The 15491-nt window shown below is 41.5% G+C and carries 11 protein-coding genes; 3 read left to right on the plus strand and 8 right to left on the minus strand.

What is annotated here, in order from left to right:
* Window positions 1-268 precede the first annotated feature (268 nt).
* Window positions 269-2425 carry a methylmalonyl-CoA mutase gene (gene scpA / locus I2I33_RS02460; protein WP_087419351.1) on the minus strand — a complete coding sequence of 719 codons (2157 nt, stop codon included), beginning with the start codon at window positions 2423-2425 and terminating at the stop codon, window positions 269-271.
* 21 nt (window positions 2426-2446) lie between these two features.
* Complete coding sequence (gene mutA / locus I2I33_RS02465; protein WP_087419352.1) at window positions 2447-4327, minus strand: methylmalonyl-CoA mutase small subunit; 1881 nt, start codon at window positions 4325-4327, stop codon at window positions 2447-2449.
* Window positions 4328-4848: 521 nt separating this feature from the next.
* On the opposite strand from mutA, the gene I2I33_RS02470 reads away from it, so the two are divergent.
* On the plus strand, window positions 4849-5745 hold the full coding sequence (locus I2I33_RS02470) for a diaminopimelate dehydrogenase (protein ID WP_087419353.1): 897 nt from the start codon (window positions 4849-4851) through the stop codon (window positions 5743-5745).
* A 799-nt stretch (window positions 5746-6544) separates the two neighbouring features.
* Here the strand turns inward: I2I33_RS02470 and I2I33_RS02475 are convergent.
* From I2I33_RS02475 to I2I33_RS02490, 4 genes are all read right to left on the minus strand, one after another.
* Window positions 6545-7423 (minus strand): fimbrillin family protein, encoded by an 879-nt coding sequence (locus I2I33_RS02475; RefSeq protein ID WP_087419354.1) that lies wholly within the window; start codon window positions 7421-7423, stop codon window positions 6545-6547.
* Between the two features lie 34 nt (window positions 7424-7457).
* Complete coding sequence (locus I2I33_RS02480; protein WP_162613680.1) at window positions 7458-8348, minus strand: fimbrillin family protein; 891 nt, start codon at window positions 8346-8348, stop codon at window positions 7458-7460.
* 22 nt (window positions 8349-8370) lie between these two features.
* Window positions 8371-9234 (minus strand): DUF5119 domain-containing protein, encoded by an 864-nt coding sequence (locus I2I33_RS02485; RefSeq protein ID WP_087419356.1) that lies wholly within the window; start codon window positions 9232-9234, stop codon window positions 8371-8373.
* Between the two features lie 150 nt (window positions 9235-9384).
* A complete protein-coding gene (locus tag I2I33_RS02490) occupies window positions 9385-10626 on the minus strand; it encodes an AraC family transcriptional regulator (RefSeq protein WP_087419357.1) in 1242 nt (413 codons plus the stop codon).
* A 179-nt stretch (window positions 10627-10805) separates the two neighbouring features.
* Here I2I33_RS02490 and I2I33_RS02495 point away from each other — a divergent pair, with 179 nt between their 5' ends.
* Both I2I33_RS02495 and tsaB read left to right on the plus strand, forming a co-directional pair.
* Window positions 10806-11381, plus strand: coding sequence for an L-threonylcarbamoyladenylate synthase (locus tag I2I33_RS02495; RefSeq protein WP_087419358.1), 576 nt, complete (start codon window positions 10806-10808; stop codon window positions 11379-11381).
* A 76-nt stretch (window positions 11382-11457) separates the two neighbouring features.
* Window positions 11458-12144, plus strand: a complete 687-nt coding sequence (gene tsaB / locus I2I33_RS02500) for a tRNA (adenosine(37)-N6)-threonylcarbamoyltransferase complex dimerization subunit type 1 TsaB (RefSeq protein WP_087419775.1) — start codon at window positions 11458-11460, stop codon at window positions 12142-12144.
* 160 nt (window positions 12145-12304) lie between these two features.
* On the opposite strand, the gene I2I33_RS02505 is transcribed toward tsaB, so the two are convergent.
* Window positions 12305-13888 (minus strand): TlpA disulfide reductase family protein, encoded by a 1584-nt coding sequence (locus tag I2I33_RS02505; protein WP_087419359.1) that lies wholly within the window; start codon window positions 13886-13888, stop codon window positions 12305-12307.
* Between the two features lie 21 nt (window positions 13889-13909).
* Window positions 13910-15490 carry a hypothetical protein gene (locus I2I33_RS02510; RefSeq protein WP_229128157.1) on the minus strand — a complete coding sequence of 527 codons (1581 nt, stop codon included), beginning with the start codon at window positions 15488-15490 and terminating at the stop codon, window positions 13910-13912.
* Between the last annotated feature and the right edge of the window lies 1 nt (window position 15491).

The following is a 15491-nucleotide window of genomic DNA, read 5'->3' on the forward strand; positions in this document are numbered from 1 at the left end:
ATATAATTAAAGGAGATTAGAGGAAAACCTAAAGAGAATTAGAGGAGATAATCCTCCTTGTTCGAAACTTTCTCGATGATTCCACGGAGCTTATTCATCCCGTGTTGGATGAGTCACGAGTGATCTTCGAATGATCTCTGAAGGTGGGGGATTATTTGGGTTAGATCACTTCTTTATCACGGTAGGATTTGGTAATAAACAGGGGAGAAGTATGGTCAAAAAGAAAGGGAGCCCCGTGGACTCCCTTCTTCTGCCTGATGGCATTTTATTATTTCTTAGCCAAGTCGATCAAAATTTCAAGAACTTGGATAGCACTTGTCGGAACTTTGGTACCGGGACCGAATACGGCGATGGCACCTGCGTCGAACAAGAATTGGTAGTCTTGGTGAGGAATAACACCACCCACGTAAACGAGAATATCTTCACGTCCCAATTTCTTCAATTCTGCGATAACGGCAGGTACAAGCGTTTTATGACCGGCTGCCAGAGAAGATACTCCGACAACATGAACGTCGTTTTCAACGGCTTGTTTAGCGGTTTCTTCCGGGGTTTGGAACAACGGTCCCATATCCACGTCGAAGCCAAGGTCTGCGTAACCCGTAGCAACAACTTTAGCACCACGATCGTGTCCGTCCTGACCCATTTTAGCGATCATGATACGCGGACGACGTCCTGTCATTTCTGCAAACTGGTCTGCCAGTTCTTTCGCTTTCTTGAAGTCTTCGTCTTCTTTAGCGACACTTGAATATACTCCACTCACGGTTCTGATAACTGCTTTATAACGTCCGGCAACTTTTTCACATGCATCTGAAATTTCACCTAAAGATGCTCTCTTCTTAGCTGCATCAACAGCTAATTCAAGTAAGTTTCCTTCTCCTGTTTCTGCACATTTGGTGATTGCAGCTAATGCAGCGTCAACCTCAGCTTGGTTACGGTTAGCTTTCAATTCTTGCAAACGACGGATTTGGGCTTCACGTACAGCGGTGTTGTCAACCTCAAGAATATCGATCGGGTCTTCTTTTTCCAAACGATATTTGTTGGTTCCCACGATCGTTTGAGCTCCACTGTCGATACGTGCTTGTGTACGGGCAGCAGCTTCTTCGATACGGAGTTTTGGAATACCGGATTCGATAGCGGCAGCCATACCACCCAATTTCTCAACTTCTTGGATATGAGCCCATGCTTTCTCAACCAATTCTTGAGTTAAGCTCTCAACATAGTAAGAACCTCCCCATGGGTCGATTGATTTACATACGGTAGTTTCATCTTGAATATAGATCTGGGTATTACGAGCGATACGAGCAGAGAAGTCAGTCGGAAGAGCGATAGCCTCATCCAATGCGTTGGTGTGCAAAGATTGTGTGTGTCCCAAAGCAGCTCCCATAGCCTCTATACAAGTACGACCCACGTTGTTGAACGGATCTTGTTCGGTTAATGACCAACCTGAAGTCTGGCTGTGTGTACGTAATGCCAAAGATTTCGGGTTTTTCGGGTTGAATTGTTTAACGATCTTAGCCCACAATAAACGTCCGGCTCTCATCTTGGCAATTTCCATGAAGTGGTTCATACCGATAGCCCAGAAGAATGACAGACGAGGTGCGAACGCATCGATATCCATTCCGGCATTAACTCCGGCACGTAAGTATTCCAAACCGTCAGCCAAGGTGTATGCCAACTCGATATCAGCGGTAGCACCTGCTTCTTGCATGTGGTATCCGGAGATAGAGATAGAGTTGAACTTCGGCATATTCTTGGAAGTGTATTCGAAGATGTCAGCGATAATCTTCATAGAGAACTTCGGCGGGTAGATATAAGTGTTACGCACCATGAACTCTTTCAAGATATCATTCTGGATTGTTCCTTGTAATTGATCAAGAGTAGCACCTTGTTCCAATCCGGCAACGATATAGAATGCCAAGATAGGAAGTACGGCACCGTTCATCGTCATAGATACAGACATTTTGTCCAATGGAATTTGATCGAACAAGATCTTCATGTCCATGATAGAGTCTACGGCAACACCGGCTTTACCCACGTCACCGATTACACGCGGGTGGTCTGAGTCATATCCGCGGTGAGTAGCCAAGTCGAATGCTACAGACAAACCTTTTTGTCCGGCAGCCAAGTTACGACGATAGAATGCATTTGATTCCTCTGCGGTAGAGAATCCGGCATATTGACGGATTGTCCAAGGACGCATCGGGTACATCATGGAGTACGGACCACGTAAATATGGAGGGATACCGGCAACATAATCCAAGTGCTCCATCCCTTTTAAATCTTCAGCCGTGTACACGGGTTTTACCGGTATCAGCTCGGGTGTCAACCAGTTTTTCTCGATGTGATTAGCTTTTTCCCATTCTGCAGCGGCAGTGGTAGCTTTCTCTGTTGACTTGATATTTATATCTTTGAAATTTGGTTTCATCTTTCAATTTTTGATCGTCAATTACTTAATTCCCAATTTTTGTTGGTATGCTTTCAAGTCTTCCAGCACGTTACATTTCACGTGAACATAGTTCTTGATGCCAATTTCTTCTAGTTGGGGTCTGCATTCTGGGTTACCGGCAACAACGATGATTGCTTTGTCCTTCATTGCTGCATATACTTCCGGTGCGATAGTAGCGTACTCGTCATCCGAGCTACAGATTACCACGATATCAGCCTTGTTGTCCATACATGCTTTAGCACCTTCTTCAACAGTCTTGAATCCGTTGTTATCCATTACTTGGAATCCGGCACAAGCGAAGAAGTTACAAGCGAATTGAGCTCTTGCTTTACGCATAGCCAAATTACCCATCGGGAACATGTAAACTACCGGGCGACGACCTTGTTCTTTAGCGAACAAGTCAGTTCTGATACGCATAGCTTCGAAAGCTTGAGTTCCACGGTAAGGTTTCAACGTTTCAACAACAGCGTCGGGAGCGGTTTTGTCTTCCGGCTCTAAGATGCAAGCGCAAAGCTCTTTATCCATTTTTTCGTTGAAGTTCGGGAATTGGTTTGTACCCAAGAAGTTTTCTTTCCGGTTAGCGATGTCTTGATCTCTCTTCTGTGCGGTAGCTTTCACGGCAGCCTGTACGAATCCTGATTCAAGAGCTTTCACCATACCACCTTGTTCTTGTACTTCCAAGAACAGTTTCCAAGCAGCCTCGGCGATGAATTGGGTTAATTCCTCGATATAATATGAACCACCGGCAGGGTCAACGATTTTGCTAAAGTGTGATTCTTCTTTCAATAACAATTGTTGGTTACGAGCCACGCGTTCTCCTAGTTCTGAAGGATGGCACTCGTAGATATAATCGTACGGGTGAACCGTGAACGAGTCAACACCACCGATCGTTGCGGACATGGTTTCCGTTTGAGTACGGAGCATGTTCACGTTCGGGTCGTATACTGTCTTGTTCCATTCTGATGTTTCAGCATGGATGTTCATCTTGCAAACACAGTCACAGCAAGGATTGTAAGCTTTCACGATGTGAGCCCACAAATAACGAGCTGCTCTTAATTTAGCAATTTCCATGAAATATTTGGAACCGGTAGCAAAGTGGAAACGCATACGGGGAGCGATGTCCTTCACGTCCATTCCTGCATCGGTTAATTTGTCAAGATATTCAACTCCGGCAGCCAAGCTGAAACCTAATTCCTGAACGATGGATGCTCCTGAGTTATTGAAAACATATCCACCCACTTCAATGGTTTTGAAGTTTTTCAGTTCGGCAGTACTCTCCGTGGTAGCCTTTACCACGCTGAACGGGTTCGGGTCACAGAATTTTCCTTCTAAAACGAGTTTGCTGATCGGATCGATATTGATACCTCCCTGTATTTTTTCAGGGTTGAATCCTTTCTCTGCAACGTACTCTTTGAACATATTCAAGATGGCAACCTTGTTGCAGCATACAACGAAGTTAATCTCGATACATTCCAAGCAAATATCTTTCAACAAGGTGGCCATGTCGGCTTTCGTGAAGTTCTTGCAATTTGTAAGCACGAATCCGAGTGAGTCAACACCCTTGTTCAGAACATCCAACGCTTTCTTGTTCGCCTCAGCCACATCCTCTACCACGATGTCCTGACGAACGAACCATTCGTTGTTATTTTTCTTGTTACCTCTCACGAAAGGATATTCTCCCGGGAAGCATTCTAAGTTCTTGAGGTCTTTCATATCTTCCAACCGGTACATCGGTTGTACGTTGAATCCCTCGTTTGTTCTCCAAACCAGCTTTTTATCGAAGTCAGCCCCTTTTAGGTCTGCAATGACTTTGTCCTTCCACTCTTGGGTGGTGTTGGGAGCAAATTCACTGAAAAGCTTTTCGTTTACATTCTCTGCCATAATAGATTTTTATGTATTTATTCTGTAACTGTTTGTTATTAAAAACGAAAGGCAAAATTAGCCGTTTTTGACAATAAAAAAAAGAAATTCTTCTTTATTTCGCCTCGTGAATCGGAATATAAGTCTTTTTAAGGATTTTGTGAATAGAATGTTCTATGGGTTATCGGGGGATGATGGAATGACAGATATTTAAAGAAATATTGCAGGAATGTTGTCTTGCATAGAAAAATAGATAATGAATTGATATTCAATAGATAGTTTTACATCCGGCTGTTGTCCTTTCGTTATGGTTTCGATATATGTTTATTCCAGGGAACGAAGAGATAATGAAGGGATAAAACGAGTTGGGTAGGATCGATGTAAAAGAAGGTAAAAAGATGCAGTGGTGTATGTTGTATTTTAATGGCAAGGAAAAAATAGATGTTGAAAGTTTAACAAATAGGTGAAAACGTTACGCTTACGTTTTGTAAGAAAAAAATTTATTTCGTAATTTGCGATGTTAATTTAAAAAGCAAAAACAGATGAAGAAAATTAGAGCAGCCATCGTCGGGTATGGAAATATAGGTAGTTACGTGCTTGAGGCACTGCAAGCTGCCCCCGACTTTGAAGTAGCAGGAGTAGTACGCCGGGATGCGACGAACGTGCCGGCCGAATTGAAGGACTATGTTGTCGTGTCGGATATTGCTCAAATCAAGGATGTAGACGTGGCAATTTTGTGTACCCCAACCCGTAGTGTGGAGTCGTATGCCTCGAAAATACTGGCTATGGGGATTAACACGGTGGATAGTTTCGATATTCACACGGAGATTTCCGGTTTGCATAAACGTCTGGGAGAGGTTGCCAAAAAGCATGGGAAAGTATCTGTTATTTCCGCCGGATGGGATCCGGGAAGTGATTCTGTCGTTCGTGCCTTGCTAGAGGCTTGCGCCCCGAAAGGGATTACTTATACAAATTTTGGCCCCGGTATGAGCATGGGACACACGGTTGCCGTGAAAGCCGTTGAAGGCGTGAAAGCCGCGTTATCCATGACGATCCCGGTGGGAACGGGAATCCATCGCCGGATGGTGTACGTGGAGCTGAAAGAGGGGTATGATTTTAAACAAGTGGCCGAGGCAATCAAGACCGATCCTTATTTCGTGCATGACGAGACGCACGTGATGCAGGTGGAGTGTGTTGATAACCTGAAGGATATGGGGCACGGCGTGAATCTTGTGCGTAAGGGAGTTTCCGGCAAAACGCAGAACCAGTTGTTCGAATTTGACATGAAAATCAATAACCCGGCTTTAACGGGACAAATCCTCGTGGCAACAGCCCGTGCCTCCATGAAGCAACAACCGGGATGCTACACGTTGATCGAGATCCCGGTGATCGATATGCTGTATGGAGATCGGGAGGAATTGATCAAGCATTTGGTATAGAGAGAATAGCGGACTTTTTATAAGATTCGTTTGAATTTATATTACGACTTTATTGCTGTTTTGTTCGGTGATAAAGTCGTATTTGTGTAAGCGATTGTTGGTAAGGTGATTTGTAAATCCTTTGATGATTTTATACCCAAAGGTATTATACCGGAAGGTATAATAGTTTGGCTCGATTGAAAATTTGTAAGCATTGGGAGGATGAAATGGGTGAAGGTAAGTCAATAGAGGGATCATTGTTGTCCCGGCTTCATTATGGTTTGCTTATCCGATGATCATGCGTGTATCGTAGGATAGGTATATTTTTCCAAGTGGTTAATATACAATATGAAATACTCGATCTGCAAATATAATTAAATCAAAAACCAATTCTATCGAGGATAAATACAGGATGAATGCTCCGTGGTCTAAATGAACTATAAGGTGACTTTCAAGAGAATAATTGGTGAGCATTGCTTAATGCCAAGGTAATATCAGCCTTTAGCCGGAGTAATAATCTCCCTCGGACCTTTCCTCTTCCTTTCTCCGACCATTCACGGACCTTTGGCAATATACCGAGAAGGACGAGGTGAGGTCGTTTCAAGGGGAATGGGGGATTATTACGGATATAAATCTATGGGATAATAGTTACATAAACTTGGGAGAGCTTGTGATTAATTGATAAGGTCATTCGTAAATCTTTGGATCGTTTTATACCGAATGTGAATGGATAATAAAATAGATACACGAATTTGATATATAAAATAAGATTCAAGTGTTTTGCTTGAATCTTATTTTTATTTTTTGAAGATCAGAGTTTTTATTTTACATCACCACCAGTAGCAGTTCCTGTTCCCCACTCGGTGATCGTTGCTGTAGGCGTGATTTCTGTTCCTTTAAAAGTTAATGTGATGGTGTATGCTTTACCTGCTTTGAATGAATTGTCATCAGTTCCTGCAATTGGAACAATTGTTGATGTGTATCCAGTAGCAGATACTGTGACGTTGATTGATGATAAGTTTGGTTCCAACATAATTCCTGCTGTAGGTGTTGAAGCTGTTGTAGAAGCTGTTCCAGTAGATATTGCTTCAGAGCTAAAGGTTGGAGTACCCCAATTGCTCAGAGTTCCATTTGCTAAAGCTAAATCGCACGTTGTATTCATGTTTTCTAACTTTACAGAGACATTTGTAATGTCAGTATTTGTTGTAGCGCCATCTCTAATTATGACAAATTTGAATTGCGTAAGTAAATGATTGAATGCTAAATTAGACATGGGGGTTCCTTTCGTGCCGAAAACAGGCTGTGCGTAAATCAAATCTTTTTCCCCGTCTATAGTCATGCTGGCTACTCCATTCGTAATACTAGTTGCTACAGGGAAAAAGCCTAGTATGTTAGCATTGCTTCCATCTGTTGGGTAGTATTGTTTTGTGGTAAGTGAAATTGTGCCAGTGCTTTCCGCAATTGATCCGGTTGTTGAAATATCACTTACTGTTGTCCAACTTGGCGTGGCGCCATCAACTCGAACAAATTGTACATCTGTTGCTCCTGTTATTTTGGTAATTTCTGCACGGGCCATTCCCTCGATCCCCGCGTTCAATTTAATTTCCACCGGGGCATTCGGTTCAACACCTTCTTCGTTTTCTTTACTACAGCTTGCAAGTGCTACACATGCAAGTGCTAATGTTATTAGTTTTTTCATGATTATAAATTTAAATGATTAATTTCTTGTTTATCTAATTTTCTACTATAGTTCCTGATGCCGAGCCTTCCAGCCAAGGGGTTACCGTTGCCGTGACTCCTATACCTGAGCTGTTGAAGTTAAGCGTGACGGTGTAGGCTTTTCCGGCTTGGTAGTTTGTATCCGTGGTCGTGGCGGTTATTTTTGTTGTTCCGCTATCGCTAACGATGGTTAACGGGAGGGCGTTTCCGTTGATTGGAGCAATCATCACGGGGACTCCGGCCGGGGTAGCCGTGGTGGTAACCGTTTGACCGGAGAGGTCGGGGATTACAAGAGGCGCTATGGTTGCATAGGTAACGACGCCTGTGCCGATGTTTAAGGAAATAGGTAATTGTGCTTGATCGATCGTGATCGATTGAAGCTTGTTCGTGGTTTCCCAACCCTTCCCGATGATGACGAATTTAATTTGTGTTAGTAAATGGTTGAATGTTAATGTTTGTTTTATCTTATTATCTAGTGAACCGGATATGGCCCCGGCGTACATCACGTCAATATCTCCGGACGTTGATGTGATTGAAACCATGTCGTTACTAGGTATCCCTGCGGGGTACCATCCGGTAACATAGGTCTTGATTGAAGTTTCCAGGTTGTATTCGGGGTTATTCTTTAGTTCGAGGGCATCAGTCGATCCGATTGTAATTCGGGTAGGAGTGCTGGTCCAGGTCGCTGCTTGCGTGTAATTTGGGGTTGAGCTGGTTTCCCATCCGGCCACTGTGGCTTCGAATGACTCTGTGGTGATGGCAGCCTTTGAAAGTGGGGCAGTTATAACGGTAGAGACGCCTGCATCCAGTTTGATTAGCCTGTCGTTATCGTTGTCATTTCCTTCCTGTTTTGAACAGGAAGTCGTGATAAATAGTATTGTGCTGATGATTATAATTATTTTCATAATGATGTGTTTCGATTTTTTGTTATTTGTTAATGGAACCTGACGCTGTTCCTGGTTTCCAGCCGGAAACTGCAACATAGATACCCATGTCTTTAAGTCCGATCACGGCTTGATTCAGGTTTTCTTCTTCTCGGATGTTTTCGAGGACGGTTGTTACGTCCGCGGTAATGGTCTTTCGTGTATTATTTTTATACGTGGTGTTGATTTCGATTACGCTGGTTACTTCGCTCGTGGAAGAACTTTTATCGTTGGCAGGGCCAAAAGTGGTGCAAGTCATGGTGAGGTTCCCGTCAAGTTGCACTTGCGTGTTCATCAAGGTTTCGGCCGGAATGTTTTCGAGAACAGACCGTCTCGCTGAAAGAAGGACGGATGAGCTTATACCTTTTAATTGAGCCGTTATGGTGTTTACCTGAGGCCGTTCTTTTTCGGGTATATTGATATTCGCAACGATGTTTTTCGTGTACGGGTAGATTTTCACCTTGTTCTCAACGGATTTTCCTTCTTCGATAATAATCTCGTCAATAGCCGTTCCATAAAGCATATCTGGCTGGTTGACCGTTATGCCGGCTTTTGAAACTGGCATGACAGAAGCGGTTGCGAATTCGTATCGGTCAATGTTTTGGAATAGAATGTTTTTTGTATCGTTATTAAAAAACAGGACTTTATATTTTCCTTGTGGGAGATTAAAAGTATAGATTCCTGATTTTATCGTGTAATTGATGGGCCGTTCTCCATTGTCCGGGTAGAATATGAAACGCATGTCATCGCATTTTGGCAGATTTCCCCAATCTGCGGTAATCATGATCGTACCACAATCCTGCCCTTTCTCTTTTATGCAGGAAAAGGAGGAGATGAGTAATGCCGATAACAAAATTGTTTTTTTCATTTTAACAACCCGTTGATTTTGCAGTTAATGTTTATGCAAATGTTTGCATTCGGGAGATAAAATGATGCCGAAATAGTAAAATTCTGTTATAATTTTACCTTTTCGGTCGTGACTTGTACGAATTCCAAAGTTTTTACGTATTCGAAATTGTTAAAGGATGTCCACGTAACGTTGTTTCCATTGTTTTGGGGTGATGCCCTCGTTGAGCTTGAAGGAGGAGATGAACGAGGAAAGGGAGTTGAAACCGGAAAGGCTGGCTACTTCCTGGATTTGCATATCCGGGTGTTGAATTAATAAAATGGTGGCTTTTTGAATCCGATATTTGTTGACGAACTGGTAGAAACTGAAACCAAACTCGTTGTTGATAACGTTCGAGACGTACGTGCGGTTTGTTCCCAGCAAGGCGGCGACGTCGGCTATGGTCAGGTTCCCGTTGGTGTATATTTCTTTTTCATCGAAAAGGTGGACGAGTTCATCTTTCATCTTTTCTCTTTTGATCCCGAGATTTTTCAGATACTTCTCGGGTAGGGCGGGAAAAACAGGGGATAATTCCGTTTCGCTTGTGGGAGCGGTAACGGGTGGTTCCGGGCAGGAATTAGGGGAAATGATTTCCTCTTCATGAATCTCCGCGTGTTGCTCCGTGTAACAGATATAAGGTTCGTTGAGAGCGTGGATAAACAAGTAAAAAGTGAATAATATGGAACTGATGTGGAATAGATAATCGCTCCAGATGGCTTGAAAACAAGATGCGAAAAGAGCTACAAATGCGAAAAATGCAGCTAGAGGGATGGCTTGGTTTAGCCAGTGTAAATCGATGTCTTCCACGGAAGAATAATTCTCTTCCAGTCGTTGCATGTGTTCTCGTTTCAAATGCAGAATGCGAAACGTGTATATCGTGATCATGATGGCTTGAAGGATCAGGCTGGCGCAACGGAAAATAATTAAAGGTAAGTTGGCGTTTAAGAACACGCCGTTTCCTGCAACTTTTTCTTGCAGAGGGGACAGAAAGAAACTGGTGATCAGCACCGAAATTCCCGGCATCAAGTGTGGCCAGATTCTTCGGGATGTCAGTTTTTCCGGTTTCGTGAGCTTACGGAAATAGAAAAAATACAGGGGAACCAGGAACAAATTAATGGCAATATCAAAGATCGGTAAGCCCAGTTCACCCGTGATATATTTATGGATATCTTGTATCATGTTCGGGATGAAGATCAACCCCGAGAATGTGAAAATAATTCCCAGTAGCCGCCGCGGATGCATTCCGGCTTGTTCGCTAGGGACGGCCCCTTTGACCGTTAATAGCGTGAGGCCGCAAAATAGGGGAATGATAAAAGAAAGGACGTACGAAAAATACATCCAAAATATTGGAGAAGATATACTGTCATTCATCATATTCTTAGAATTTGAAATGCCGTCCTTTTATTTCACGGGACAAATATAATGAAATTATAACTATATGGATACGATCTTGATATTTTGAATAAAAGTTTGGAAGAATAAAAATAGATACCTTAAAAATTGACATCCTGCCATAAACTTTGTACTTTCGTCCCCACTATAGATGACTTATAATGAATGATGAAAAGCTAAAGGAAGAAGTTCGCAAGGCTTGCGAAATTCTTAAAAATGGGGGGATAATTCTTTATCCCACGGACACGATATGGGGCATCGGGTGTGACGCCACGAACGAGGCTGCCGTGAAACGGGTGTACGAGCTGAAACACCGGGAAGATAGTAAGGCCATGTTGGTATTACTGGACGACGTGGGTAAGCTTGCATCCTACGTGGAGGTTCCGGACGTGGCTTACGAGCTGCTGGAAGTGAACGATAAACCCATGACAATCATTTATCCGAATGCGAAGAATCTGGCGAAGAATCTGATAGCACAAGATCGGACTATCGGCATTCGGATTACCTCTGAGATTTTCACGAAATCCTTGCTTTACCGTTTCCGTAAACCCATTGTCTCTACCTCTGCCAACATCAGTGGAGAACCTTCTCCCCGGTGTTTTGCCGAAATCAGTGATGCTGTGAAAACTGCTGTCGATTACGTGGTCGATTTCCGTCAGGAAGAAACAACGAATCCCGCACCCTCCAGTATTATCAAACTAGGTGTTGGCGGCGAAATTCAAATCATCAGAAAGTAATAATCCGAAGATTGAAGTCGAGAGTGTCCCCACATTTTCAATTTTCAATTTTCAATTTTCAATTTTCAATTGTATTATGGCTCTTATTCTAAATATAGATACTTCAACAGATGTATGTTCCGTGGCGATAGCCCGGGATGGAAATGTGATTGCTTTAAAAGAGAATGACGAGGGATTTAATCATTCTACTTTACTGGGTGTGTACGTGGATGATTTATTAAAAGAGAATAACTTGACGGCGAATGATTTGGATGCCGTGGCCGTAAGTATGGGTCCCGGCTCCTACACGGGCTTGCGTATCGGGGTATCTTTAGCCAAAGGAATATGCTTTGGTGCCGGGAAACCTTTGATTGCTGTTAGTACATTGGCAGCATTGGCAAATGCCGTGGCCCGGAGAGAAGGCGAAGAAGCTTTTTATTGCCCGATGATTGATGCCCGTCGCATGGAAGTCTATACAGCAATATATGATCGGGAGGGAAATGTTGTACGGGATATTCATGCAGAAGTGATTGAAGAAAATTCTTTTGCCGATTTATTATCTACCCGGAAAGTTTTGTTCTTTGGAAATGGGAGTGATAAGGTGAAAGAAGTCTTGAAACATCCGAATGCCGTGTTCATTAACGGGGTCTCGACTTCTGCAGCAAACATGATTGGGCTTGCTGAACAATACTTTAAAGCCAGTAAGTTTGAAGATGTAGCCTATTTTGAACCGTTTTATCTGAAAGATTTTGTGGCTACCGTGCCTAAACGAAAAGTTTTGTGAGATTAATTTATCGATGGTAACAGGACTCGATAAATTTTGTTTTAGAAATACATAAAACGGAACAACCGAAAATGAAATGATCTTCGGTTGTTTCGTTTCTTTTTTCCTGTATTTAGGTATGTTAATTATATCTCAATAGGTATCTTGGAATAGAGGTTAATTAGCGTGATAATAACTCCTGAAGTTTCTTTTCTAGTTTTTCACCTCTAAGATTTATCCCTACAATCTTGCCTTTGGGATCAATCAGTAAAATATGTGGAATTCCTCGGACATTATATTGATCTGCAACCTTACCTTCTCTACCATTCAGTTGAGTCCAGGGCATTTGTTCTTCAGCCAAGGCCTTTCGCCAATCTTGTTCCTTCTTATCTAGGGTAATACTGATGATTTCGAGACCTTTCCGGTGATAGTTGTCCCAGGCTTTTTTGAGATTGGGAATTTCTCCTCTACAAGGTCCGCACCAGGAAGCCCAAAAGTCTAGAAGAACATATTTACCACGGAAATTCTTCAATGAAATTTTTTCCCCTTTCTCTGATGGTAAAACAAAATCCGGAGCCGTCGCATTGATGGCTAACTCACGACGTTTGGCAATTTGCTTCTCAACATCTTTATAAGCGACATGTTCTGATAAACTTTTGTCCATCATGTTTAGCCATTTCTCTACTACATCGGGTGAAAACCTTTCAGTCCATGCGTTTGCTAATCTCATTAAGGTTAGCATGTCGGAGGGGTGACTTGCAATCCAATTTTCAATGTCTTGTTGTTCTGAAAGAGAAGAAATGTATTGAGCTTCCTCTTCTGCGTGGCTACCGTATACTTGTCCTTGGAGAGATTTCATAGATATGCTTTCTCCATTTCGGGTATGGGTACTTTGACTAATTTTGATATTTAGTTCTATCGGAGAATTTTCCAGGTAAAAACCAACAGGAAAAGATGTTCCTCGAATCCCAACATTGCAATATTGAGGATAAGGTACTTGTCCGCAGAACGTGAAATGGCCATTCTTGATTACGGCACTATCAACGACTTCCGGTACTCCTAATGTTCCTTGTTTGGCTAAAACTAATTCTGCAATCCCTTCTGTAAGTCCTTCTACATAGCCATTGATTGTAAAACCTTTATTAGGTTTTGTTTGAGTGATATTCTTTTGATTATAAGCATCACGTATTTGTTGGTAATAAGGTAAATTTTGTTTATCGGCAGGAATAGTTTCCAGAATCTCTTGAATATCTCTATCCTTTAGTATTTGTTTGACAATGTAGAAATAGGCTGTAGCAAAGAGGCCGATATCTTCTGATGCGTGCCTTTTTATCCACTCAACCCCCTCTCTACGTCCGAATGGATTCAACATGTTATCATCCAATATTTTGAAAATATCTTCCAACAATATTCGTACGTGTCCTCCGGTGATAGTTTCATTAACTAATCCGAAAAGAGTTGCCCATCCTTCAAAAGTGATGTTTTCGTCTTTGTTAAAATAGTATTTTAAATAATTTTTATCACTACGTAATAACCACAGACGCCCATATGTGGCGTCTGGCACATTGAATTCAAAGTTACCATTTTTAACAATAGTGCTATCTATTTTGTGGCTGAGAACCCATTTATGTTCTATTGTGTCATTAGGATGAGTTAACAAGTAGATAGTTGTTCCATCTTTTAAACCTGTGATTTTTCCTTTTATCGTGTGTGCGTTTGCACTTAAGCTGAAGAATAGAGTGCAAAGAATAACTAAGTATTTCATATTTCTGTAAAAGTTAAGGTTTTATTTTCTAGGAGCTATTTTTGTGATACGATTGAATTTATCGTAGCAATTGACATACTTGTCCGGAGCGATTCCTCCGGTTCCACTATATTGAATGGGAAGCGTATACACTCTTCCTTCGTTACCATCCCAAGTAGCTATACAAAGTACATTATTTTTTGAATTACGCCATACAGGAGTTTCTTCTCCGGTTTCGGGGTCAATATTCTCACTCCAAGTGGTATAACCATTTCCCCGGTATACTAAGATATGGGTAATTTGTTCCGTTGAACCGAATTTGTTATAAGAAATTTGGCGTTCTGGTTTTTCTTTAGCTAGAGGAACTGCGTAAAGAATATTATCTACGCAATAGTAAAACTCGTCATTATTCGAGAATGCGTAACAAGGACTTTTCTCTATACCCGGACAGTTTCCTAAGTCATAGACATTTACTCCTACAAAGTTTGTCTCGTCTTTATCCCAGTTGTGAGTACAATCTAATACATAGACATAGTATTGTCCGTCTTTTTTCATTAACCATTTGGTTCTATCATTTCCAGTTGTTTCTCCATAGATACATTCACAACCTTGCATGTTATCTGGATTGAATTTCTCAGCAATAGTATTGTCTAAATCTATGACATCTCCGGTGGAACTAGGCTTCTGAACAAATTTTCCAACATTTTTATCCCATAATATAGCATCTGCCCAATTTAATTCGGCAGCATATGTTGTGGCTAAATCGTATTTAGTATCAGGATAGTATGAATATTTTGTGCCGCTAATTGGATTGTAATATTGCAGTTGACCATTATTTATTAGTATACTTTTTGACCAGCATGTTATGACTAATTGCGGATTAAAAACCGGAGGCGTGTAGAAGAAACACTCTAAATTTTGGTCTATCACTTTCATTGTCACGGGATCAATTCTAACTAATGATTTACCTTTAGCGAGAGCTACTATGGCAGCATGTTCATTTTGTGAGATGTAAGCTAGAGAACTGATTTCTCCTTCTACTAATGTATTGTTATGCTTGCTGAATATATTACGATTAATGACATCTGCGCTGTAATCTTTTAAACTCGTGTTAAATGTACGTGACATGATCAAAGAAATATCAGAGCTTATTCCATCTGTTGTTTCCGCTATCAATAAGCCACTTCCATAAGTACCTAGGACTTTTACTTCCCAAATCAAATTCTTTTTTGTGTTACTAGCTTTATGAGTAACTTGAAGGGTTAATGTGTAATATGAGTATCCGTCATTGGTGGGTGTAAGTTCAATGAGCGTTTTTAGTATCCGTTCATTAGAAATGATTTGTTTGGTTGTGTCATTACCATTAGAGAGTAAAGATAGACTCCATTGGTACCCATAATCGTCAAATTCACTTTCTGTTAAGGGGATACTATCTCTTCCCTGTATTTTGCATAATCGGGGTTCATAAGTAAATTCTTCACCTAATGTAGCAATCAAATATTCTTCTTCCCCTTGTCGATCACTAACAATTGTAGGAAAATCGAATTGTGGAAGAGTACTTTTATCGTCATAACAGGCATATAACAAACATATTGCCAGTAACGTAAATAATATATTTTTCATC

The organism is Butyricimonas sp. BSD2780061689_150309_C8 (assembly GCF_015560935.1).
Classification (GTDB): Bacteria; Bacteroidota; Bacteroidia; order Bacteroidales; family Marinifilaceae; genus Butyricimonas; species Butyricimonas paravirosa.

What these genes read in the sequence shown, in the direction of transcription:
- scpA (WP_087419351.1), bottom strand. Translation starts at nt 2,425, where the DNA reads ATGAAACCAAATTTCAAAGATATAAATATCAAGTCAACAGAGAAAGCT.
- mutA (WP_087419352.1), bottom strand. Translation starts at nt 4,327, where the DNA reads ATGGCAGAGAATGTAAACGAAAAGCTTTTCAGTGAATTTGCTCCCAAC.
- I2I33_RS02470 (WP_087419353.1), top strand. Translation starts at nt 4,849, where the DNA reads ATGAAGAAAATTAGAGCAGCCATCGTCGGGTATGGAAATATAGGTAGT.
- I2I33_RS02475 (WP_087419354.1), bottom strand. Translation starts at nt 7,423, where the DNA reads ATGAAAAAACTAATAACATTAGCACTTGCATGTGTAGCACTTGCAAGC.
- I2I33_RS02480 (WP_162613680.1), bottom strand. Translation starts at nt 8,348, where the DNA reads ATGAAAATAATTATAATCATCAGCACAATACTATTTATCACGACTTCC.
- I2I33_RS02485 (WP_087419356.1), bottom strand. Translation starts at nt 9,234, where the DNA reads ATGAAAAAAACAATTTTGTTATCGGCATTACTCATCTCCTCCTTTTCC.
- I2I33_RS02490 (WP_087419357.1), bottom strand. Translation starts at nt 10,626, where the DNA reads ATGATGAATGACAGTATATCTTCTCCAATATTTTGGATGTATTTTTCG.
- I2I33_RS02495 (WP_087419358.1), top strand. Translation starts at nt 10,806, where the DNA reads ATGAATGATGAAAAGCTAAAGGAAGAAGTTCGCAAGGCTTGCGAAATT.
- tsaB (WP_087419775.1), top strand. Translation starts at nt 11,458, where the DNA reads ATGGCTCTTATTCTAAATATAGATACTTCAACAGATGTATGTTCCGTG.
- I2I33_RS02505 (WP_087419359.1), bottom strand. Translation starts at nt 13,888, where the DNA reads ATGAAATACTTAGTTATTCTTTGCACTCTATTCTTCAGCTTAAGTGCA.
- I2I33_RS02510 (WP_229128157.1), bottom strand. Translation starts at nt 15,490, where the DNA reads ATGAAAAATATATTATTTACGTTACTGGCAATATGTTTGTTATATGCC.